A 20,044-nucleotide genomic window follows, 5' to 3' on the forward strand; every position below is an offset into this window, starting at 1 on the left:
GGCTGCCTTCCCTTCCTTACGGGGCGCCGGTGAGCGCCCGTGCGGTCGCCTCACCGGTGACGGTGGCGGTCTTCCTGATTCCGAAGAGCCCGAGCAGGTCGCGGCGGTAGGTGATGCTGACCCGTACCCGGATCCGTTTCTCGCCGTCGACCACCGGGAAGCTGACGTCGTGCCCACCGACCCCGCCGGCGGCGGCCAGGTAGTCCGTGACGGCGCTCCGGGCGGCCACCTCGTCGATCTCGGTCGGGCCGCCCTCGATCGCCCGTCTCCGGTCGATCATCTGCCCGCCGCTGCGGGCCGCCTCGGCGGCCAGGTTGTCCGCGCGTTGCAGGGTGCGCAGCTGACCGGCGCCGTCGTACGCCAGGCTGATGATGGCCAGCACGCCGGTCAGCGCCACGGCGAGGAAGAGGCTGACCCGGCCGCTCTCCCGCGCCGGCCGCCCGGTCACCGCCGGCTCCGGTAGGTGTCCAGCGGCGAGGTGAAGCTCGCCGAGACGGTCTTCGTGCCCGGCACGCCGGGCAGCCCCGGGGCCTGGAGGTCGCGGAAGGAGACCTGGCAGGTCACCGTGACCGTGACGGTCGCCGGCACCCCGGCCGGGCTGCCGTACGCGGCGGCGAAGCTGCTGGTCGAGCCGCCGACCGAGCCGCGGAAGCGCAGCGCGGGTGCCCTGGTGCAGCGCAGCCCGGCCCAGTCGAGCTGGTGGCGGGCCGCATCGGCGGCGGCGGCGCGGCCGGTACGGGCGTCCCGGGCGATCGAGGCGGCCCGGGCGGCGTCGTGCGCCGCGGACTCCACCGCCTGGTCGGCGACCGCGGTCCGCCCGGCCACTCCGGCCAGCACCATCAACCCGATGAAGGCGGGGGCGAGCACGGCCACCTCGATGGAGACGGAGCCCCGCTCCCGACGCGCTGCCATCGGCCTCACCCCGCCGTCCAGCGTTCGACCGGGCCGTGCGCGGACTGCCGGACCGGGAAGGAGACGCCCGGGATCACCGACAGGGAACGGCCGGTGACCGTGCAGGTGACCTCGGTGGCGGTGGAGGTGCAGGCCGGGCCGGGCGACTGCCAGCCGACCAGCCAGTCACCGGCGGCAGAGAGGAAACCCGCGGCCCGTTTCCGGCCGGCGTCCGGCGGTGCCTCGACCACCCGCTGCGCGTTGACCCCGGTCTGCGCCGCGTTCAACGCGGTGGACCGGGCGACGAACCAGACGGCGACCTGGATCGAGCCGAAGAGCAGCACCAGGATCAGCGGCATCACCACCGCCAGCTCGACCGGGTTGGCCCCCCGGTCCGCCCCGCCGCCGGTGAGCCGCCCACCCAGGACGGCGGCGACCCGCCCGGGCCCGCGCAGGCCGGTGAGCCGCCCACCCAGGACGGTGCCGACCCGCCCCGGTCCGCGCAGGCCGGTGGGCCGGTCGGCGGGCGCCGGCCGGTTCCGGTCCGTACGGGCGGGGCGGTCCGTCACTTGGTCGGTGCGTTCGGCGCCGTGTTGCCCGGGATGGCGTTCATCCAGTCGTTGGCCTTGGCCAGGGCGAGCCCGGTGACCGCCATGGCGACCGCGACCAGCCCGAAGATGATGACCGCGGTGGGCACGGGACTGTCGCCCCGTTCGGGATCCCGCCGCAGCTCGGCGAGGCGTGCGGCGACCGCCGCGTACAGGTAGGCGCAGAGGGGCATGGCCTTCTCCTTCTCGGGTGGGTTCACAGCCGGGCGATGAACGGATAGACGGCGAAGCCGAGCAGGACGAAGACCAGCAGCGAACCGGGGATGTCCAGCCGGCTGGTCACCCCCTCGGCCCGGGCCAGGTTGTCGGTGCGGATCTGGTCCCGCAGCGAGTCGGCGCGGCTGCGCAGCGTCTCGTGCACCTGGGCGCCCTCGCTGCCGGAGGAGCGCATGATCGCGCCCACGTCGCCGAGTTCCGGGATGCCGATCCGGTCGGCCAGCTCCTGCAACTCGTCCCAGGGCGAGTGCATCTGGAGCTGGGCGATCCGCAGCGCCTCCCGGATCCGGTCGAAGACCCAGCCGTCGCAGACCGCCGCCGCCCGCTCCAGCGACTGCACCGGCCCGTGCGCCGCGGAGAGCTGCAACGCCACCAGGTCCAGGTAGGTGCAGACCGCCTGGCGGAACTCGTCCCGCGCGGCGTCCGCCCGGGCCAGCACGGCGCGGTGCGCGAGCAGGCCGGCGACCAGGGCGAACCCCAGGCTGCCCAGCACCGGTACGGCCAGCGGCAGGGCCAGCCCGCCGAGAAAGAGCAGCGCCGAGGCGAGGGCCGGCGTGGCGAACCCGACCAGGGTGGAGAGCAGCACCGACAGGGCGTACTGCTCGGGGGTGCGGTCGAGCAGGGCGAGCTGCCGGTGCGGCGGGCGCAGCCAGCGGGAGAACCCGCCCAGCCAGTCCGGGCCGGCGCCGGCCGCGCCGGACCGCCCAGCCGGCTGGTGCAGCCGGCGCAGCGCCGGGCCGAGCGCCGGGGTGGCCGGCAGCGCCTCGCTGACGACGAGGAAGAGGCCGAGGCCGACGGCGGCGCCGCCCAGCACGGCGACGGCGAGCTGCCAGTTGACGATCACGCGATCGCCTCCTCCAGGTCGGGGGTGGGCAGGAACCGCGCCGGCCGGGGCGGCTGGCTCATCGACCGGACCCAGGCGAGCAGCCCGATGAAGGCCGCGCCGAGCACCGCCATCACCAGCTGGCCCACGACCGTCCCGTACGGCCGGATGTAGTCGCTGTTGACCAGGCCGTACGCCAGGGTGGCCAGGGTCATTCCGGTGAGGAAGCGGACCGCGAACCGGGGTTGGGTGCGCTTGGCCTCGACCTCCCGGCGGGTGGCCACCTCGGCGGACGCGGCGGCGGCGATCGAGCCGAGCACGTCGCCGAGTCGCTCACCGCGGTCGGTGAGGTGCAGGATCAGCGCGGCGACCACCTGGTCGCAGACCGGGTCGGCGATCTCGTCGGCGAAGGCGAGCAGGGCGGACTTCGCCAGCCAGCCGGCCTGGAGGCGGGCCGCCAGGGTGCGTACCTCCTCCTGGATCTCCTCCGGCGCGGTGGCGATGGTGCCGATGATGGCCTGCTGGAGGCCCTGCCCGGTGCCGGAGATGTCCTTCAGCCGGCGGGTCCATTCGCCGACCGCCTCGACCCGGGCGATGGTCCGCTGCTCGGCCCGGCCGACCGCGAAGAGCCACGGCACGCCGGGCACCGCCAGCGCCACCACCAGGCCCACCACCGGCAGCCCGGTCAGCAGGAAGGCCAGCGCGCCGGCCACCACCGCCGCGCCGAGCAGCAGTTGGTACCGGCGCCGCTCCCGGCGACCGGAGCCCGAACCGGTCCAGAGCCGGCGCAGCCCCGGCCCGGCGCCCGGTCGCGGCCCGGCCGGCCGGCGGGTGCCGACCAGGGCGACCACGACCAGCACCAGCCCGGCCATGCCCGCCGCACCGGAGAAGAGGGCGATCAGCTCGATCGTGGTCACCGCCGTCCTCCCAGCCGGGTGTGCCGGGGGCGGCGCCAGGCGCCGGTGCCGGCCTCGATGAAGCGGGTCAGCAGCCGGGCGTCGTAGCCGACCCGCAGGAGCTGGTCGCGGATCCGTTCGGGCAGGTGCCGGGGGACGGCCCGGCCGTCCGGCCCGGGGCCGAAGATCGTGGTGGTGGTCATCCGGTTGCCCTCGCCGACGCCGACGACCTCCTCGACGTGCGAGACGAAGCGTTCCTTGCGCCCGCCGATCGCGGTCTCGTCCTCGACGGTGACGTAGACGATGAGGTCCAGCGCGTTGCCCGCCATCCGGCGCGCCTGGTCGACGGTCATCTCCCGGCCGTGGGCGAGGGCCAGCTCGATGATCCGTTCGCTCACCCCGGCCGGGGTACGGGCGTGGATGGTGCACATCGACCCGCGGCTGGTGGTCATGGCCTGGAGCATCGGCACGATCTCCCGGGAGCGGACCTCGCCGACGATGATCCGCAGCACGCCCATCCGCAGCGAGACGGGGATCAGGTCGGCGATGCTGACCTCGCCGGCGGGCCGGCCGTCCAGCCCGCGCTCGCCGTGCCCCTCCCGGGACTCGAAGCTCATCACCGCCCGGTGCTTGTGCCCGCGCCGGGCCGGCAGCAGCTCGCGGCTCTCCTCCAGCAGCACGTACGGCTCGTCGACGGGGATCTCGTCCATCAGCGCCCGGATGATGGTGGTCTTTCCGGCGCCGGCCAGCCCGGCCACCATGATGTTGAGGCCGGTCCGCATGGCCGCGCGGAGGAAGTCGCGCAGCAGCGGGTCGATCATCTCGTCCAGGTCGGGCCGGCCACCGGCGATGTCCTCCAGGCTCACCGCGAGGGTGTTGTGCTTGCGGATCACGGCGTACGGGCGGTGGCTGACCAGGAACACCGCCGCGAGCCGGCTGCCGTCGGGCAGCTGCAGGTCGAGCGTGGGCTTGGAGGTGGAGAGGGAACGCTCGGTGGCGCCCGCCCGGCGGGCCGCCGCCTGGAGGATCTCCACCAGCTCGTCGTCGCTGTCGGCGATCGGTTCGGCCCAGTCGACGCCACCGCCGTGCCGGGTGATCCGCACCTGGTCGCAGCCGAGGATGTGCACCTCCTCGATGGTGTCGTCGACCAGCAGCGTCTGGAGCCGGCCCAGGCCGACCAGCTCGGCGGTCACCTGGTCGAGCAGCAGGCGCTCCTCGTCGGCGGCCATCGGCGTGCCGGACCGGCGCACCGAGTCCGCGTACGCGGAGACCACCGCGACCGCCAGCCGCGCCCGCTCGACCTCCTCGGCGTCGGCGTCGAACTCCCGGCCGCGCTGCCAGTGGGTGAGCCGCTCGCTGAGTTCCCGGCGCAGCTCGCGCACCACGGCGAAGTCGACCCGGGGGCGGGGCGGCGGGGCGACCGCCGGTGGCGGGAAGGGCACCGGGGACGGGCCGGGGTGCCGGCCGTTCGGCGGGGCCACCAGCGGTGGCACGGTGGACGTCAGGGCGGGCTGCTGCCGCGGGTCGTGGTTGACCGGCTCAAACCGCACCGGGCACCTCCGTCCCGCTCGCGGCGGTGACCGCCGGCGGCGGCGTCATGCGCGGCCAGGCCAGCCGGGCCCGCCGCCGGTCCAGCAGCGCCCGGATCGGCACCTCCAGCCCGCCGGCCGCGCGCATCAGCGGCCGTCCGGCGCGGACGGTGCCGCCGAGGCTGAGCACCTCGGCGGTACGCGGGTCGTGCGGCAGCCGGGCGATCACCGGTAGCCCCAGCGACTTGCTGATCTCGCTGGTGCCGTGCCCGTCGCCGACCACCAGCAGGCGCAGCGTGCCCGGGGGAACCCGGTGCTCGGTGAGGTCCCGCTCGATGGCCCGGACGGTGGCCCGGGTGGCCGAGAGGTCGGGCAGGTGCGCGCGGGTGACCAGGAGCACCACCGCGGCGGCGCGGAGCAGCGGCCACGGTGGACCGGGGACCAGCAACCGGCCGCAGTCGACCAGCACGTCGTACGGCGGGACACCGTTCTCCAGCCCGGTGAAGTAGTCGGCAAACCGCTGCCAGAGCGGGATCACGCTGCCGGCCTGGGCGGGATCGACCACGCCGGGCAGCAGCAGCCGTTCCCGCTTCGGCGCGTCCAGGTCGACCAGCTGCGACCAGAAGGCGGTGTCCAGGTTGCCGTCGCGCAACTCCCCGACGGCCAGCTCGCCGAGGCCCCGGGGGCCGTCCAGCGCCCCGCCCAGGTAGCCGGCGAGGATCGAGCTGCCGGCCGGGTCGCACTCGGCCAGCACCAGCCGCCGGTGCCAGCTCAGCGCGGCGGCCAGCGCGGCGGTGGTGACGCCGGGCGAGCCCTTCGCCGAGACCAGGGCGATGATCGCCATCAGGCCGCCTCGGTGAGCACGAGCGCCACCCGGCCGGCCGCGCCCAGCGCCACCACGGCCGGCACGTCCCGGACGGCCAGCGCCAGGTAGACCACCACGTCGCTGTTGTCCTGCTCGACGGCGTCGATCACGACGGCCGGGAACCGGGTGCCACCATTGCCGGCCGCGCCGCCGGCGCTGCGGTCCGGGGTGCTCACCAGCAGCAGCTTGTCGCCGGGGTGCAGCCGGCGGGCGGGCACCTGGCTGCGGTCCAGGCCCAACGCGATCTGCTGCTGGTCGGGGCCGAGCAGCGGGGTGTCGGTGAGCTGGTTGGGGGTGAGCAGGGTGCCGGGGGTGAGCCGGACCGCGGCCCGCAGGCCCAGCACCTCCTTGAGCCGGCTGGCCGGGACCGGACGCAGCTCCCGGCCGCCGGAGACCCGTACCGTGACCAGGTCGTCGGTGGTGAGCTGGTGGCCCACGTCGACCGGGCGGGCCACCGCCAGGTAGCTGCCGGTGGAGCGGACCGAGGTGACCGCGAAGGCCGAGCCGAGCCCGCCGAGCGCGATGAGCAGCACCGCCAGGCCGAGCAGCCCGGGGCGTACCCGCCGCTGCCGGACCACCCGGGGTGGCGCCACCGGCGCCTCCATCGGAGTCCCGTTCCGGGTCACCACACTCATCCGGTCACCACCTGAAGCTCGTTGATCTGCACCGGGACGGTTCCGCTGACCCGGCTCTGGGCGATGTCGCCGCTGTCGCCCCCGCCGGACCAGTGCACGGTCCAGTGCGTGGTGGCGCCGACCCGGTAGGTGCCGGCCCGGGTGTAGCCGTCGTCGTAGCCGCAGTCGGGGGAGGGCTGCCCGGCGTACGGGCCGCTCGCGGTGTAGGGGGTGCCGGGCCCGGTGCAGGTGACCTCGCTGCCGTCGCCCATCGACCAGACGATCTCGGTGACCCGGGCGGTGATCTCGACGGTCAGCCCGCGGTCCGAGGCGGACGCGGTGAGCGGCCCGAAGTATGCCGCCCCGGAACTGGCCCACATCCAGACCGGCAGCCCGACCAGGCCCGGTCCCTTGCTGCGCCGGGGCGCGACCGCGATCCGGGGCGGCAGCGGGCTGATCGAGGCGAGCGCCCGGCGGGCCAGCTCCTCCGGGTCGGGCGGGGTGCCGAACCCGGGCGGCGGGGTGTCCAGCAGCACGTTGACCTGGTCACCGAGGTCGCCGCCGTTGCAGGTCCGGACGTACCACTGGGTGCCCTCGGGCGCGGGTGGCTGCGGACTGGCGAGCTTGTAGTAGCAGCCGTCGCCGTTGTTGAACCACCCCAGGTACTCGTCGTAGCAGGGGACGACCCGGCCGTTCCACTGGCACTTCCCGACACCGCCACCGCCGGAGCCACCGCCACCGGGGTCACCGCCCCCGCCGGGCTTGCCCGGCACGCCCGGATCGTCGTCCCAGACGTTGCAGTCGTTCTGCCCGGGCGGGCACTCGCCGCCGGGGTCGGCGGCCCGGGCGGGGCCGCCGGTCAGGGTCAGCAGCAGCGCCAGGCCGCCGGCGAGCAGCAGCCTGCGGGGTGTCCCGGCCCGGGTCGGACGGGCCGGGACACCCCTTCCTCCCCAGGTCAGCACGGCTGGTCCTGATGTGCGGCGCCGGCGTTGATCAGCCACCGGCCGTCGGGGTACCGGGTCGCGGTGGCCGTCGCCAGGTAGCGCCCGCCGCGGGTACCGGGGACGACCCGGTGGTTCTTGGCGTAGACGAGGCGGTAGCCGGTGGCGTCCAGGCAGTCCTGGATCTGCACCGTGGGCGGGTCGGCGGTCAGGTCGACCGACACGACGGTGGGGTCGGAGAGCAGCGTCCCGGTCCGCATGGCACCGTGCTCCTTCGCCTCGCGAATTGTCACCTGAACCTTGGTCAGCAGCGGATCCGCCAGGAATCGGGCAAGTGCGGGATGGCCGGGATCACTGCGTGCGTTCGCCGCGCGGGACGCCTCGAGATAGCCGGAATAGGCGGCGAGCGCCGCTTTCCCGGCGGCCTCCTCGTCCGCCACGGAATGGGCGGCCGGAGCGTTGCCGGTGCCGGTCAACGGCCGGGTCGCCGCCTCCGGCTCGCTCCCGCAGCCGGCGCCCGCGCCCAGCACGGCCAGGCTGAGCAGGCAGCTTGCCCATCGGCGGGAATGCCATGTACGCAATGCCGCGCCCTCCTCGATGGCGACCCGGAGCGGCCGCGGGGGCGTGCTCCGGGCAGGCGGAACCGCGCCCGGATGTCTCCGTCCGGGCCTCTTCCGGCTACCGCTGCATTTACCTGTACGGATCTTCAGCTAATGGGGAAAGGTCGTCTCCACTCGGTCTCCGACGCGAATTGATCGGGGGGTTGCGTCGTACCCAAGGGGCGAGCATAAGCTCACGTCCGCCGATGCAACAGAGGCAATTCAAGCGAACACTCTCAGTGATGACAGGTGGTGGTGGGCCGTGCACCTCGGGACAGCGGGTCGGGTCGGCGGGCCGGCCGATGTGGCGGCAGGAGTGGCCGCACCCTGGGCGGGAATCCGCCGGACCAGACTCGGCCGGGCCGGCGGAGGTATGGGGGACAACGACGCCTCTGGTCCGATCTGTCCCGCCACCGCCGGGGCCGGCCCGGGCCGCCCGACCACCGAGGTCGATGTTCGTGTATGCGTCGGTCGGTGGACCGTTCCACGTCCCGGGCGTCACATCCGGACACGGATGAAATCACTCTCCGTGCTCCACGGTGGAACGGTGCGCGACCATCCGGGAGGGGCCGGGTGACGGCCGAACGGGTCGGCCAGCCACGCCGGGCGGCCAGCCCGGACCGTCCGGGGGTACGGCTGCTCGCCGCCCTCACGATCGTGCCGCTGCTCCGGCTGGCGGTCGCCCGGTACGCCGTACCCCCCGGGTCGCCGGACCGGGCGGGGTGCGATCGCTGCGCCGCGCCGATCGGTCTGGACCGGCCGCTGCCGGCGCTCGGGCCGGCCGCGCGCTGTCCGGCCTGCGGCGCCCGGGTGGGCGCCGGGCCCGGCCTGGTGGAGCTGGGCCTGGCCGGCGCGCTGGCGGTGCTCGCGCTGAGCGGCGGGTCGCTGCCGGTGCGGGCGGCGCTGGCCTGGTGGCTCGCCTGGGCGATCCCGCTGGCCCTGGTCGACGCCGCGGTGCACCGGCTCCCCGACCGCCTCACCTGGCCGGCGGCGGCCGGCGCCTGGGCGCTGCTCGGGCTGGCCGCGCTCGCCGGACCCGGACCGGCGCCGTGGCTGCGGGCCACCGCGGCCGGCCTCGTGCTCGGCGCGGGTTTCGCGGCGACCACCCTGCTGCTCGGCCGGCGCGGCTTCGGCCTGGGCGACGCCAAGCTGGCGCTCGGGGCCGGCGTGCTGCTCGGCTGGCACGGCTGGCCGGTGCTGCTCGCCGGGCTGGTCCTGGGCCTCGCCCTCTCCGCCCTGGCCGGGCTGGCGCTGCTGGCGGCCCGGCGGGTCCGCTGGTCCAGTCACCTGCCGTTCGGCCCGTTCCTCATCGCCGCCACCGCCGCCACGCTCGTGCTCACCACCACCTGACCCGCGGCCCCGCGCGGCCGGCGGTCATCGGGCCGGCCGGTGACCCGGGATGCGGCAGGTTGGGGCTTCCCCACGGCGGGAAGGCCCCGATCGCCGCATCTCGTCGCGTTGAGGGGGCGGAGGTCGGGCCGGCCAGCCTCGGGTTGGACCGAGCGGGTCAGCGGCGGGCCGGTGGGGCGAGGGTGGGCGCGGGGCGCGGGAAGAGGCGGCCGAGCACCTCGGCCAGCGGCCGGGCCGCCAGCGGGGTGAGCAGGGTGCCGATCAGGGCGCCGAGCAGCAGGCCGGCGGCCACGTCGTGCGGGTAGTGCACGCCGACGAAGACACGGGAGAGCGCGGCGAGCACGGCCAGCGGGACGGCCAGCAGGCCGAACCGGCGGTGCAGCAGCAGCGTGGTGGCGGCCAGCGCGCCCGCGATGGTGGCGTGGTTGCTGGGGAACGACCAGTCGCCGACGGCCGGGCAGTGGCCCGCGACGATCATCAGGCCGGCCGGGCTGCGACACGGCCGGTCCTCGGCGACCAGGCTCTTCAGCCCCTCGCTGGCGCCGTACGCCAGCACCACCGTCACCGGCGCGGCCAGGGCGAGCGCCCGGTCCCGGACGTCACCACCGACCAGCCGGGTCAGCGCCGCCAGCACCAGCAGCACACCGAGCAGCACGATCGCACCCTCGGTGAAGTGGATCGCGAACCAGTGGACCGGCTCTGGCGTGCCGTCGGCGAACTCGACGACGTCCCGGTACAAGTCGGTGCTGAGGTCCGGAACGCCGGTAGCCACGGTCTCGTTCATTTTCGCCCCACCTCCCGTTCATACTCCGTGCACCGGGAGGGTGGCAGGGGAATCAGCGTCCGGGCGTCGAGGTCTCAGCAACCTCACAGGCCCCCGGGCGCCGGATCACGGCGCGGCCGGCGGGTCCGACGGCAGGCGCGGGACGGGCTGGCCGGCCGGCCCGGACATCCGCTGCACGATCTCCTCCAGCGCCTCGAAGGCGTACGCCCAGTTGTGGCACTTGAAGCTGCGCAGGCCGGTGATCGGGGTACGGCAGTCGGCGCAGTGCACGCCGGGGATGGCGTCGGGCACCTCGGTGTTGACGTACTTGCGCTCACCGAGGATCACCCGCGCGATCATCGCCCGGTCGTGCACCCCGTGCAGCGCGGACGAGACGATGTCGTACCAGTTGACCCGGCGGCCGCACTTGGCGCAGTCCGGTTCGTCGCCGCTGACCCAGAGTGGCGCGCCGATGCTGCGTGCCGGCATGTTCAGCAGCTTCTCCAGCCGGCGTACGTCCGATTCGGGGGTCATCCAGCGGTGCCGGCCGGGCAGCGCGGCGGGCGAGTCGTAGACCGCACGGAACACCACCGGGTCGACCTCCACGGTCTCCCGCCTACCCGTCATCGCCCACCTCCGGGGTCGCGCCGGTTTCCCCTGGTCGTACCAGGGTGAACGGCACACCCGGCCGGATCAAGAACAGGACCGGTCAGCGGTGTGTCGCCGGCCGGTCACCGGACCCGCCGCCGGCCCCGGCGGCCCCGGCGGCGCCTCCGCCCGGTCGGTCCGGAGTGGAGGGACGCCGCCGCTCGACGGGGCTCCGGGCGGACGGTCAAGATTGTTACGCTCCCCGCCATGTTCTCCGGCGACGCCGATGCCGACCTGCGGCAGATGACTGACGATGCCCGCTTCCCACACCGCGACGCCGCCCGGCACGCCGCGCGTTTCCGGGCGTCCGGCGACGTGGCCGACCTGGTCGCCGTCCAGGACGATCCGCACCCGTGCGGGATGACGGACGTGGTTTTCGCCCTGGCCTCGGCGAAGCGGCCCTGGCTCAACTGGGTGCCGATGCCGATTGAGGCGATCATCAACGTCGCCAACGAGATCGGCGGTCGCCGGGCGCAGGGCGAGCAGCTCGAGATCAGCGGTTTCGGGGTGTCGGCGGCCGAGCCGGCCAGCGCCATGACCGCCTGCCGCCGGGTCATGGGGCCGGTCGAGATCGGCATCGCCGAGTTCCCGGCCCCGGACATCCGGACGCCGGTCCGGCGCGGCCGGTACGCGGCCTGGCGGTACGACGGCACGGAACCGGTGCCCGCCGTGCCGGCACCGTCGGCCGCCGCCGTCCGACTGCTGCACGAGGTCGCGGGGGAGCCGTGGCCGTCGCCGCTCTCCGGGTACGTGCAGGCCGCCCCGCTCGGTGAGCTGCCCCTGGCCGACCTGCTCGGACTCCTCGCCCACCTGCCCGGCCCGCCGGACACCCCGCGCTGGCAGCACCTGGCCACGTCGACGCCGACCTACTGGTACCGGCTCATGCAGCCATGGGTGTGCCTCGGCATCCTGCACCACGCCGCCGACGAGCCCTGGCCGGCCTCGACCCGGCGCGAGGTGCTGGTCGACCTGGCGTTCGGCGTCGAGGACTGGGTCGCCGACGCGGCACTGTTCGCGCTCGTCACCGCCGCGTACCGGGAGCCGGCCCTGCGGGCCGAGGTCCACCAGCTGGTCCGGGCCCGACTCGACGCGGCCGTGGCGGCCGAGCGGCTGGTCACCATCGAGGAGTCGCTGGCGCAGCTGATGCTGATCACGCCCGGTTGCCGGGCCGCCGACCGGGCGCTGGCGACCGCAGTGCTGGCCCGCGCCGCGCAGGACGACGAGGACGACGAGCCGGCTGCGGCTCCGGCCCCGGCGCCCGCCCCGAAGCGGCGCTGGTGGCAGCGCGGCTAGCTGCTCGGGCGCCGCACCGGGACCGCGTTCCCGGCGGCCGGCACCGTCACGGAGCCCGCCTCCGAGCGCCCGCGTCCATGGTCAAACCTCGTACTTGGGGCGGCGGGGCAGCCACTGCGGGTGCTCGGTCCGGAGGAACGCCACCATCCCCTCGCGCAGTTCGCACCGCAGGCTCCAGGCGCAGTGCCCGTCCCTGGCCGTGGCGGTGATACGCACGGTCGCGGTCTGCTCGCCCATGTCCGTCATCCGAACCTCCCAGTCCCCGCGGTCCCATGCCGGCGAGGCTTCCAGGAACCGCCGGGCCGCTTCCCGCACCTGGTTCAGATCGGCGCTGAAGTCCACGTGTATGTCCACCGAACCGGCGACCGTGCTACCGAAACGCGTCCAGTTCTCGTACTTCTCGTTGGTGAAGTAGGTGTTCGGCAGGACCAACCTGCGTTTGTCCCAGGTCCGGAGCACGACGTGGGTGAGGGCGATCTCCTCGACCTGCCCCCAGTCGCCGTCGACAACGAGAACGTCATCGAGGTGCACCGCGGCGCTGAAGGCGATCTGGAGGCCGGCGATCGCCATCCGGAGGGACTCCCGCGCAGTTATCCCGACCAGCAGGCCCAGCACACCGGCGGACGCGAGAATGCTGATTCCGACCGCCCGGACCGGGCGGAAGGTGAGCAGCATCAGGGCGACGGTGACCAGGAGCACGAGCGCCACCGCAGTCTGCCGGATCACCTTGACGTGGGTACGGGTCCGGCGGATCCGTTCGTCCTCGAAGATGCGGGGACGACGCCAGAAGATGATCTGTTCGCCGAGGTGCAGCAGCTTCGTGACGAACCAGCCGGCGGCACCGATCGCGACGAGCTGATCCCAGTGCCGGAGGTGGAAGAGCACCTCCGGCGACAGGCCCGTCGCCGGCAAGGCGTAATACCACGACCAAGCGACCGCCAGGATGCTGAACGCCGGCTGCGGGTGCACGCGGGCCATGCTCAGGAATCGCTCGACCCGGGCCTTGAGGAGCCGCCGCGCCAGCCGGCCGACCAGCCAAGTCACGAGCAGCGCGACGACAGTGGTGAGGATGAGGACAAAAACCGCTTGGGTGATCATTGACCCAGCCACCTCAGGACCGTTTCGACCGTGTACGCGGCATGCCGTATGCCCCTATTTCAGCGCGGGCGCGCTCTCTCGGTGCCCGCGCCGGGCGCTCGTGGGCCGTCGCCGCATTTCCTCGGTCGCAGGAGTTAAACCGCCCGATCGGCACGGGCTTGCCGAAGGGCACGGGCAGGGTCCGGGAGAGTGACGGTCCGGAGCGCCGCGGCCCCTTCGTGATAGCTTCGGCGCCGCCGTGCGCTGCTGAGAAACCGAGGAGGTGAGACCGATCAACGCGATGACAGGTCGGGGCTCCCTCCCTCGCATGGCCTAGGGAGTGCCCGCAGAAGGCAGTCCGAAAGGCCCTGAAACGCGGTGCGCTTCACATCAGAGACGTCGTCCGACGGCGTCCTTGAACAGCTCTTCACCCTCGGCGAGATTCCCGGCGTGCTGTGGACGCCGCATGATGCCGCCGGTACCCGTCCCCTCATCCTGATGGGCCACGGCGGTGGCCAGCACAAGAAGGCCCCCGGCATGGTCGCCCAGGCCCGCCGCTTCGTGATCGAATGTGGTTTCGCGGTCGCGGCCGTCGATGTGCCCGCCCATGGCGATCGGCCGAAGGACGAGGAGTACGACCGGATCGCTACCGAGAACCAGGCGCGCGTGGCTGCCGGGGCGGAACTCGCTCCGCTGATCGCCGGCTTCCAGGCGCTCGTGGCTCGCCGGACCGTTCCGGAATGGCGGGCCGTCCTGGACGCGGTCCAGGATCGCGAACACGTCGGCGCCGGTCCGGTGGGCAAACACGGGGACTTGCCGGCCTCCGGCGACAGTGGATCAACGGCCCTTCGCGTACAGACGGCCGGGCGCGACATGGCCGGCTACACCTACAAGTTCACCAGCGACTACCGGGTCGCCGCCGGGAACAGCGTCATCATCCACACCGGCCTCGGGTGGGCCGGCGCGGCCTCGAGTGGGCCGGCGCCGGCCGGCGTCACCCGACGTCCCGCGCGGGAGTGTGCGGTCCCGGGCCTGCCTGCGGGTCGCGTGGTCAGCGCCGGTCAGGAGTCTGCGGGCACACCGGCCTCCAGTTGGCCGATCAGCGGGGCGAGGAGGTCGTTGAGTTCCCGCGCCAGCACGGTGACGGCCCGGCGCGCCGCGGGCGCCACGGACGGGTCCGGACCGTCGGGAGCCGGCGGCAGGTCATCCATGGGAACCGGCGCCTCCACCTGCAACACTGCCCGCAGGTGAGGGCTGCGCGCGAGGTCCTGGTCGGACGGGGTCGGGTACTGGCCGAACAACTGCGGCCAGTCCCGCCAGCCACGGTCACGCTGCCACTGCTTGGTCCAGGTGAGTTCGGCCGGCCACCGCGAGACCACCGACACGGCGCACACCATGCTCCCGTCCCACCGGCTCGGCGTACAGGTCGCGGAGATGATCCGCCGGTGCCACCGAACGTAGCCGGGCGACAGCTCGACAGCCAGTCGCCAGGCGATGGCAGCGAAGGTGACCGGCGCGAAGTCGCCCCACGCGTCGGCGAACTCATCGGTACGCCTCAGCACCTCGGCCTCGTAGCGGCCACGCCCGTCCGTGCCGTGCTCACGGTCGAACTGCTCATCGAGCCAGAAGGCGCGCGGTTCCGGCATGCTCATCTCCGTCCGGGGCCGTGGTTCATGACGTCATCCTCACCATGGTGGTCTAGCACGAACCGGCTTGCCGCCCGGTTCCTGCGGTGCCGACGATCGGCAGGCGACTACGCCTTGCGGGCGGCCTCCCGCGCATTCCGCTCCACCATGTCCCGATGGGCGGCCCACGTCGCCGCGTCCGACGGCGGCATGTTGGTCGACGTGCTGAGCAGACCGACCGCGCCATCGATCAGCTCTCGGACGATGTCGGCATGACCGGCGTGCCGCTGCGTCTCAGCGGTCATGTGGACCAGGATCTGATGCAGCGTCACCTCACCGCCGTCGCCCCACCACGGCACCCGGCCGACCGCGTCCAGTGGCAGCGCGTCGATCGTCGCGTCCGCATGTGCCCACGCCCGGCGGTACAACCCGATGATGGACTCGCGCGACTCTGTCGGCAGGGCCCAGGCCTGCCAGGCCTGCTCGTCGTCCGGCCACCGCCCGACGGCGTCACCTGGCCGCCCGAAGGTCTCGCCGAAGTATCCGAACTCGCCCCGTGCCAGGTGCTTGACCAGCCCCAGCAGGTTGGTCCCGGTCGGTGTCAGCGGACGCCGGACGTCGTACTCGCTCAGACCCTCGAGCTTCCACACCATCGCACCGCGCGCCCCTTGCAGGTAGTCGAGCAGGTCCGCCTTGGGCCCGGAGATCGTCATGGCGACGATCGTGCCAGGGTCGAGGAAGGCTTGCCGCCCGTGAACGGCCCGACGCTCTCGCCTGCCCACTGTGTCACCGGTGACCGGCCCTCTGCTCCAGCAGCCGGCGCGGCCGCTTCCCGTACCGGGGTTTGCGGACGCCGGACGTTTGGCCTCCGAGGCGGTCGGGGCAAATATTCCTGACCAGCAGGCAACCTAGGAGGTCATGGGCGTGGCGAAGGGTGATGTCGAGACGTACTACGAGGACGGTCAGTGGAAGAACCGTCCGGAGGGCAATCAGCGCGCCAGCACGACGCACGACACCAAGGCTGAGGCGCAGACCGCAGGCCGGCAGGTGGCCGCCCAGCGAGATGTCGAGCACGTGATCAAGAAGAAGGACGGCACGATCGGCGAGAAGAACACGTACCCGCGTAGCCGTGACCCTCGTGAGACCAAGGGCTGAGCTTCGGGTGAGGCAGTAGGGGCGGGTGGCGTCCGGATGCCGGACGCCACCGCTACGCCGGGACCAACGCCGGCTGCTGCGGTACGTCGGCGTTGATCCCGTGGCCGGGCGGATGTTGTTGAATCATCTGCGTGGCGAAGACCATGAAGATCACCACCCGGAACGCGAGCTTCCAGCAGTGGCAGGCACTGCTGACCAACCGCAACAAGCGCCAGCGGTCGGGTGAGTTCCTGGTGCAGGGGGTACGACCGATCACCCTGGCCCTGGAACAGGGCTGGGAGATCCGTGCTCTCCTCTATCCGGACCGGCAGGTGCTGTCCCGATGGTGCCGGGACCTCCTCGACCGGGTCTCGGCTCCGCGCGTGGCTCTCGCACCGGAGCTGATGCGGGAACTTGGCGGCAAGGACGAGGAGTCGCCCGAGCTGCTGGCTGTGGTGGCGCAGCCCGAAGACAGCCTGGACCGTATCCCGGCCGGGCCGACGATGCTGGTCGTGGTCTTCGACCGCCCGAAGACCCCGGGCAACATCGGTACTCTGATCCGCTCCGCAGATGCCTTCGGGGCTTCGGGTGTCGTCATCACCGGTCACGCAGCTGACCCCTACGACCCGAAAGCCATTCGCGCCAGCACGGGATCGCTGTTCGCTGTCCCGGTCGTACGGGTCTCCAGCCATCGGGAGGTTCTCGACTGGCTGGCCGCGGCGCGTGCGCGTGGGCTTCCACAGGTTCAGGTCGTCGGTACGGATGAGCACGGCGATGTGGAGGTCGCCGACCATGATCTGACCGGCCCCACGCTACTTCTGGTGGGCAACGAGACCAACGGACTGAGCGCCGGCTGGCAGGAGGCCAGTGACCGGATGGTCCGCATCCCCATCGTCGGCGCCGCCAGCTCGTTGAACGCGGCAGCAGCCGGCACCGTGGTGCTGTACGAGGCCTCGCGGCAGAGAGCCAAGCGGCGGTAGCCGCTGTATGCCGCTGACCGCATCCGCGTACGGATGAAACGGATCAAATCAGTGCATGAAAGGCGTCCTTCCGGCGATCATGGTGCGATGGGGCGACCCTTGGACCCGGCACCGGGCGGGGGCATCCTGCGCGGCGAGGAGGACGCCCGACAGGTCAGCTACCTGGAGCTCTTCTTCGACCTGGTGTTGGTCTTCGCCCTGCTCGCGGTAGCGGAGGTACCACCAGGCGAACCACACCGCGCCCGTCGCCGATGCCCCTGCGTCCGGGTAGGTCACATGGATGAGCGGGGCGCCATGCTGCCCTGGCTATTCCAGCCGACCAGCCGGGTCGGAAGCCGCTGACGCGTCTACCGTCGCAGAGCCGGGTCCCCGCTCAGCGTTCCGTTCACCGGACCAGGAGATGGTCGCGCCCAGCAGACCGGCGGCGAGGAGAGCCACCCCGGAGACGACCGCCACCTTCATCTGCCCGCTCACGTTCGGCAACAGGAAGGCCGCGATGTCGAGCAGGAACGCCGCAGACGCGACCACGGTCAGCGCGGCGGCGACCCGGTTGAGCCGCTTGTCCAGCCGTTCGCTCCGCAGCGAAGCCTCGGCGAGCAGCGAGGCGTTCACATGGCTGAGCAGCTTCTCCGCGCGCTCATGGGTACCGTCGAGCCCGATCGTCTCGCGGGCCGCGAGGTACGTGGCCCGGTGGTCCTGGCCCGACTCCACCCGGTACGCGTCGAGATGGTGATAGTCGGCCCAGACGCCGTCGAGGAACCGACGGAACTCCGGACCCTCCAGCCGACCGGGAATCGCCCGGGCCAGTTCGCTCAGGATCCGGAGCCCGCCGACGCTCGCGCCGACCAGCACCGACTGCTGAGCGACGGCGATATCGGCCGGTTCCAGCATCGTCAGGATGTCATCGATGCCGTCCGGGGACGGATCACCGTCCCACGCATAGGTGTAGGGCAACAGGATCTGGCAGTGCGGGCCCAGCACCAGACCGGGCACCCGGCCATCCGGCTCCCAGGCGGGGTCGCGCGCGATGAAGTGGCAGTTGTACCGGACGGCACGGGGGTCGATTTCCGTCCAGTCGGCGGCCGCGGCACCGCCTGGCGGCACCATCACGTGCCGGAGGAGCCCGGCCCGCCGCGCGGCGGCCAGCACCTCCCCCAGCAAGGCCCGGTCGGCCTCCCGGAGCCTGCGGTTGATCGCCGCGTCCAGCGCGACCAGGGCGTGCACGTCGAGTTCGCGAAGATCCGTCGGGTGCAACAGGGCGTACGTCACGAGTACGGCACCGGCGGCGAGGATCCGGATCCGGCAATTGACGATCGTAACGTCGGGCAGGCTGACCGCGGCGCGAACGATGTCGGTGAAGTCGACGTCGAGCGTTTCCTCGGAGTTGTACGCCACCGAACCGAGCATGCCCGGGACGAGGTGGATCTCGCCCCGTCCCGGCACCACCACCGTTTCCACCGTGCGGTCGACCGATGCGTAGTGCAGGGGGTAGGCCCTGGTCTGGAGGTGCAGTACGTCGGTCATCTCCCGGCCACCGCCACGTGCTCCGGGATCAGCTCGGTCTCGGGTACGACGACCTCCCCGAGGTACCGGTGCTGAAGGTCCTCGGTGCTGTGGTTCTCCACCGGAGCGCCCAGGACCGCCGAGAGCTCACTGGTGGTCAGGTAGCTGGCGTCCTCGGGCAGCGATCGCTTCCGGAACCACCGGCGTTGCGCCGAAAGCACCGGATGATCCGCTGCGGCGAGCGGCCAGTAGCTGATCATCGTCAGCGTCTGCGGCCCTGCCGCGACTCCCAGCCCGACGACCGCCCGGGCGTCATCGGGGGGAAGATAGAAGACCAGCCCTTCGGCCACAAATGCGATGGGCCGCCCGGCGGCGAACCGGCGGATCCGGTCCAGGAGGCGGCGACGTGCCTCCCGGTCGTTCAGATCCGCCGCGATGTGCTCGACCTCTCGTTGATCGAGTACCCCGGCCGCCCGCAGCTCGGCGGCTCGTCGCCGCTTGGCCGCCACCATGTCGGGCAGGTCGACCTCCATCGCCGCAGCGAACGGCAGCAGCCACGGATACGACGAGAAGCCGGCGCCGCACACCACCAGCACCGTGTCGCTGCGCTTCTCCAAGGCCTGGGTCAGGGTTTCCAGGATGATGCGGCCACGCAAGGACACGACCAGGTCGTCGTGGGGGTACACCGATCCGGCAAACTCGTGCCACAGGTCCCGAACCGCGCCGCGGTCCTTTTCCGAGATCCACTCCCTCGCCAGCGGGTCGGCCGCGAGATCCTCCCGTCGCGCTCGTGATTCGTTCACCAGGTAGGCGGTGAGTCCGATGTCGTTCTGCACGTCCACATAGAACCATGATCCGGCAAACGTGACGTACCGTCACCCGACAGGCCCTCTCCCGCCAGGTCATGTCGCGACCGGCACCCGGCTGGGCGTACCTGACGCGGCCGTATCGGCCCGCTGCATCGTTGATCAGGGTGCGCTCGCCATCACCATGGAGATCTACACGGTGGTGTATTCGGCGGCCCCCGCGACGCCCTCAAGCGGTTCGGCAGCGCGCTGGACCGGTAAGACGGCACCGATCCAGTCGGTACGGCTGACGCTCCTGGTTTCAGTCCACTCCGCTATCGGTCGCCGTAGTGGTAACGGCAGGCGATGATCTCGACGTCGTCCTTGGTGATCCGATACACCAGCCGGTGTTCGCGATCGATCCGGCGGGACCAGAAGCCGGACAGCTCTCCCCGTAAGGGCTCCGGCTTGCCGATGCCCTCATATCCGTTGCGCATCACGTCCGCGATCAGATCGTTGATGCGCTTGACCAGCTTCCGGTCCGTGTGGTCGAGGTACTGATTCCAGGCCGTCGCAGTGAAGACCAGCCTCACGCGACGTCCCGCACGGTGGCCGGGTCGATCAGATCCCGCTCGGCCGCATCACCCTCCTCAAGCTCCGCCATCGACCGGCGCAGCGCGGCGGCGTTGCTCGGGTTGCGCAGGAGGTACTCGGTCTCCTTCATCGATTCGTACTCCGCAAGCGGCACGATCACCACGGGCTCGTGGCCGGATCGGGTCACCACGACTTCCTCAGCGTCGTTGATGACGCTGTCGAGTTCGGCGGCCAGGTTCTGCCGCAGTTGGGTGAAGTTCACGGTCCGCATGACCACCTCCGGGCTAAGTACAGAAAACTGTACCTCAGG

26 protein-coding genes are annotated in these 20,044 nt (G+C 72.6%); 5 read left to right on the forward strand and 21 right to left on the reverse strand.

All coding sequences use genetic code 11. From position 1 onward, the window contains the following. Positions 1-16: 16 nt before the first annotated feature. The 11 genes from AB0I11_RS01255 to AB0I11_RS01305 all read right to left on the reverse strand — a co-directional run bounded on the left by AB0I11_RS01255 (position 17) and on the right by AB0I11_RS01305 (position 7,964). Positions 17-448 (reverse strand): hypothetical protein, encoded by a 432-nt coding sequence (locus AB0I11_RS01255; protein ID WP_357308732.1) that lies wholly within the window; start codon positions 446-448, stop codon positions 17-19. Further along, the gene (locus AB0I11_RS01260) at positions 445-912 is read right to left on the reverse strand and encodes a TadE/TadG family type IV pilus assembly protein (protein WP_357308735.1); all 468 of its coding nucleotides are present in this window, start codon (positions 910-912) and stop codon (positions 445-447) included. Before AB0I11_RS01260 ends, AB0I11_RS01255 begins: the two co-directional genes overlap by 4 nt. Before the next feature lie 5 nt (positions 913-917). Then, on the reverse strand, positions 918-1,346 hold the full coding sequence (locus AB0I11_RS01265; protein WP_357310085.1) for a TadE/TadG family type IV pilus assembly protein: 429 nt from the start codon (positions 1,344-1,346) through the stop codon (positions 918-920). Between the two features lie 110 nt (positions 1,347-1,456). Next, positions 1,457-1,672 (reverse strand): hypothetical protein, encoded by a 216-nt coding sequence (locus tag AB0I11_RS01270; RefSeq protein ID WP_046571392.1) that lies wholly within the window; start codon positions 1,670-1,672, stop codon positions 1,457-1,459. Between the two features lie 23 nt (positions 1,673-1,695). Next, positions 1,696-2,556, reverse strand: a complete 861-nt coding sequence (locus AB0I11_RS01275; protein WP_357310092.1) for a type II secretion system F family protein — start codon at positions 2,554-2,556, stop codon at positions 1,696-1,698. Next, positions 2,556-3,494 carry a type II secretion system F family protein gene (locus AB0I11_RS01280; protein WP_357310111.1) on the reverse strand — a complete coding sequence of 313 codons (939 nt, stop codon included), beginning with the start codon at positions 3,492-3,494 and terminating at the stop codon, positions 2,556-2,558. Before AB0I11_RS01280 ends, AB0I11_RS01275 begins: the two co-directional genes overlap by 1 nt. Beyond that, a complete protein-coding gene (locus tag AB0I11_RS01285) occupies positions 3,452-4,984 on the reverse strand; it encodes a CpaF/VirB11 family protein (RefSeq protein WP_357308738.1) in 1,533 nt (510 codons plus the stop codon). Before AB0I11_RS01285 ends, AB0I11_RS01280 begins: the two co-directional genes overlap by 43 nt. Next, on the reverse strand, positions 4,974-5,807 hold the full coding sequence (locus tag AB0I11_RS01290; RefSeq protein ID WP_357308741.1) for a ParA family protein: 834 nt from the start codon (positions 5,805-5,807) through the stop codon (positions 4,974-4,976). Before AB0I11_RS01290 ends, AB0I11_RS01285 begins: the two co-directional genes overlap by 11 nt. After that, on the reverse strand, positions 5,807-6,463 hold the full coding sequence (locus tag AB0I11_RS01295; RefSeq protein WP_357308744.1) for an SAF domain-containing protein: 657 nt from the start codon (positions 6,461-6,463) through the stop codon (positions 5,807-5,809). Before AB0I11_RS01295 ends, AB0I11_RS01290 begins: the two co-directional genes overlap by 1 nt. After that, a complete protein-coding gene (locus AB0I11_RS01300; protein WP_357308747.1) occupies positions 6,460-7,404 on the reverse strand; it encodes a hypothetical protein in 945 nt (314 codons plus the stop codon). The genes AB0I11_RS01295 and AB0I11_RS01300 overlap by 4 nt, the downstream gene beginning before the upstream one ends. Continuing rightward, positions 7,398-7,964, reverse strand: coding sequence for a hypothetical protein (locus AB0I11_RS01305; protein WP_357308750.1), 567 nt, complete (start codon positions 7,962-7,964; stop codon positions 7,398-7,400). The genes AB0I11_RS01300 and AB0I11_RS01305 overlap by 7 nt, the downstream gene beginning before the upstream one ends. A 591-nt stretch (positions 7,965-8,555) precedes the next feature. On the opposite strand from AB0I11_RS01305, the gene AB0I11_RS01310 reads away from it, so the two are divergent. Then, positions 8,556-9,332 (forward strand): A24 family peptidase, encoded by a 777-nt coding sequence (locus AB0I11_RS01310; protein WP_357308753.1) that lies wholly within the window; start codon positions 8,556-8,558, stop codon positions 9,330-9,332. A 157-nt stretch (positions 9,333-9,489) separates the two neighbouring features. On the opposite strand, the gene AB0I11_RS01315 is transcribed toward AB0I11_RS01310, so the two are convergent. Next, positions 9,490-10,116, reverse strand: a complete 627-nt coding sequence (locus AB0I11_RS01315) for a phosphatase PAP2 family protein (protein ID WP_357308756.1) — start codon at positions 10,114-10,116, stop codon at positions 9,490-9,492. A gap of 105 nt (positions 10,117-10,221) precedes the next feature. Continuing rightward, positions 10,222-10,722, reverse strand: a complete 501-nt coding sequence (locus AB0I11_RS01320) for a hypothetical protein (RefSeq protein ID WP_357308759.1) — start codon at positions 10,720-10,722, stop codon at positions 10,222-10,224. A gap of 228 nt (positions 10,723-10,950) precedes the next feature. Here AB0I11_RS01320 and AB0I11_RS01325 point away from each other — a divergent pair, with 228 nt between their 5' ends. Beyond that, positions 10,951-12,036: a hypothetical protein gene (locus tag AB0I11_RS01325; protein WP_357308762.1), complete on the forward strand. Its 1,086-nt coding sequence runs from the start codon at positions 10,951-10,953 to the stop codon at positions 12,034-12,036. Positions 12,037-12,117: 81 nt separating this feature from the next. On the opposite strand, the gene AB0I11_RS01330 is transcribed toward AB0I11_RS01325, so the two are convergent. The 4 genes from AB0I11_RS01330 to AB0I11_RS01345 all read right to left on the reverse strand — a co-directional run bounded on the left by AB0I11_RS01330 (position 12,118) and on the right by AB0I11_RS01345 (position 15,451). Continuing rightward, the gene (locus tag AB0I11_RS01330) at positions 12,118-13,134 is read right to left on the reverse strand and encodes a mechanosensitive ion channel domain-containing protein (protein WP_357308765.1); all 1,017 of its coding nucleotides are present in this window, start codon (positions 13,132-13,134) and stop codon (positions 12,118-12,120) included. Positions 13,135-13,503: 369 nt separating this feature from the next. Further along, positions 13,504-13,893, reverse strand: coding sequence for a hypothetical protein (locus AB0I11_RS01335; protein ID WP_357308768.1), 390 nt, complete (start codon positions 13,891-13,893; stop codon positions 13,504-13,506). Positions 13,894-14,174: 281 nt separating this feature from the next. Further along, complete coding sequence (locus tag AB0I11_RS01340; RefSeq protein WP_357308771.1) at positions 14,175-14,759, reverse strand: hypothetical protein; 585 nt, start codon at positions 14,757-14,759, stop codon at positions 14,175-14,177. Between the two features lie 107 nt (positions 14,760-14,866). Continuing rightward, a complete protein-coding gene (locus tag AB0I11_RS01345) occupies positions 14,867-15,451 on the reverse strand; it encodes a DinB family protein (protein WP_357308774.1) in 585 nt (194 codons plus the stop codon). A gap of 205 nt (positions 15,452-15,656) precedes the next feature. Here AB0I11_RS01345 and AB0I11_RS01350 point away from each other — a divergent pair, with 205 nt between their 5' ends. From AB0I11_RS01350 to AB0I11_RS01360, 3 genes are all read left to right on the forward strand, one after another. Beyond that, positions 15,657-15,893 carry a DUF2188 domain-containing protein gene (locus tag AB0I11_RS01350; protein ID WP_357308777.1) on the forward strand — a complete coding sequence of 79 codons (237 nt, stop codon included), beginning with the start codon at positions 15,657-15,659 and terminating at the stop codon, positions 15,891-15,893. 131 nt (positions 15,894-16,024) lie between these two features. Further along, positions 16,025-16,852, forward strand: coding sequence for a TrmH family RNA methyltransferase (locus tag AB0I11_RS01355; protein ID WP_357308780.1), 828 nt, complete (start codon positions 16,025-16,027; stop codon positions 16,850-16,852). A gap of 87 nt (positions 16,853-16,939) precedes the next feature. Continuing rightward, the gene (locus AB0I11_RS01360) at positions 16,940-17,194 is read left to right on the forward strand and encodes a hypothetical protein (RefSeq protein WP_357308783.1); all 255 of its coding nucleotides are present in this window, start codon (positions 16,940-16,942) and stop codon (positions 17,192-17,194) included. Here the strand turns inward: AB0I11_RS01360 and AB0I11_RS01365 are convergent. The 4 genes from AB0I11_RS01365 to AB0I11_RS01380 all read right to left on the reverse strand — a co-directional run bounded on the left by AB0I11_RS01365 (position 17,159) and on the right by AB0I11_RS01380 (position 20,005). After that, positions 17,159-18,376, reverse strand: a complete 1,218-nt coding sequence (locus AB0I11_RS01365; RefSeq protein WP_357308786.1) for a hypothetical protein — start codon at positions 18,374-18,376, stop codon at positions 17,159-17,161. The genes AB0I11_RS01360 and AB0I11_RS01365 overlap by 36 nt on opposite strands. Further along, positions 18,373-19,197, reverse strand: coding sequence for a class I SAM-dependent methyltransferase (locus AB0I11_RS01370; RefSeq protein WP_357308789.1), 825 nt, complete (start codon positions 19,195-19,197; stop codon positions 18,373-18,375). The genes AB0I11_RS01365 and AB0I11_RS01370 overlap by 4 nt, the downstream gene beginning before the upstream one ends. A gap of 278 nt (positions 19,198-19,475) precedes the next feature. After that, the gene (locus AB0I11_RS01375) at positions 19,476-19,733 is read right to left on the reverse strand and encodes a Txe/YoeB family addiction module toxin (protein WP_357308792.1); all 258 of its coding nucleotides are present in this window, start codon (positions 19,731-19,733) and stop codon (positions 19,476-19,478) included. Further along, a complete protein-coding gene (locus AB0I11_RS01380) occupies positions 19,730-20,005 on the reverse strand; it encodes a type II toxin-antitoxin system prevent-host-death family antitoxin (RefSeq protein ID WP_357308795.1) in 276 nt (91 codons plus the stop codon). The genes AB0I11_RS01375 and AB0I11_RS01380 overlap by 4 nt, the downstream gene beginning before the upstream one ends. Between the last annotated feature and the right edge of the window lie 39 nt (positions 20,006-20,044).

Source organism: Micromonospora sp. NPDC050495, from assembly GCF_040655175.1.
In the GTDB taxonomy this organism is placed as follows: domain Bacteria; phylum Actinomycetota; class Actinomycetes; order Mycobacteriales; family Micromonosporaceae; genus Micromonospora.

Excerpts from the sequence above, each read along its gene's own strand:
- AB0I11_RS01260 (WP_357308735.1), bottom strand. The coding sequence starts at position 912 with ATGGCAGCGCGTCGGGAGCGGGGCTCCGTCTCCATCGAGGTGGCCGTG.
- AB0I11_RS01270 (WP_046571392.1), bottom strand. The coding sequence starts at position 1,672 with ATGCCCCTCTGCGCCTACCTGTACGCGGCGGTCGCCGCACGCCTCGCC.
- AB0I11_RS01290 (WP_357308741.1), bottom strand. The coding sequence starts at position 5,807 with ATGGCGATCATCGCCCTGGTCTCGGCGAAGGGCTCGCCCGGCGTCACC.
- AB0I11_RS01295 (WP_357308744.1), bottom strand. The coding sequence starts at position 6,463 with ATGAGTGTGGTGACCCGGAACGGGACTCCGATGGAGGCGCCGGTGGCG.
- AB0I11_RS01315 (WP_357308756.1), bottom strand. The coding sequence starts at position 10,116 with ATGAACGAGACCGTGGCTACCGGCGTTCCGGACCTCAGCACCGACTTG.
- AB0I11_RS01320 (WP_357308759.1), bottom strand. The coding sequence starts at position 10,722 with ATGACGGGTAGGCGGGAGACCGTGGAGGTCGACCCGGTGGTGTTCCGT.
- AB0I11_RS01325 (WP_357308762.1), top strand. The coding sequence starts at position 10,951 with ATGTTCTCCGGCGACGCCGATGCCGACCTGCGGCAGATGACTGACGAT.
- AB0I11_RS01330 (WP_357308765.1), bottom strand. The coding sequence starts at position 13,134 with ATGATCACCCAAGCGGTTTTTGTCCTCATCCTCACCACTGTCGTCGCG.
- AB0I11_RS01340 (WP_357308771.1), bottom strand. The coding sequence starts at position 14,759 with ATGCCGGAACCGCGCGCCTTCTGGCTCGATGAGCAGTTCGACCGTGAG.
- AB0I11_RS01345 (WP_357308774.1), bottom strand. The coding sequence starts at position 15,451 with ATGACGATCTCCGGGCCCAAGGCGGACCTGCTCGACTACCTGCAAGGG.
- AB0I11_RS01350 (WP_357308777.1), top strand. The coding sequence starts at position 15,657 with ATGGGCGTGGCGAAGGGTGATGTCGAGACGTACTACGAGGACGGTCAG.
- AB0I11_RS01360 (WP_357308783.1), top strand. The coding sequence starts at position 16,940 with ATGGGGCGACCCTTGGACCCGGCACCGGGCGGGGGCATCCTGCGCGGC.
- AB0I11_RS01365 (WP_357308786.1), bottom strand. The coding sequence starts at position 18,376 with ATGACCGACGTACTGCACCTCCAGACCAGGGCCTACCCCCTGCACTAC.
- AB0I11_RS01380 (WP_357308795.1), bottom strand. The coding sequence starts at position 20,005 with ATGCGGACCGTGAACTTCACCCAACTGCGGCAGAACCTGGCCGCCGAA.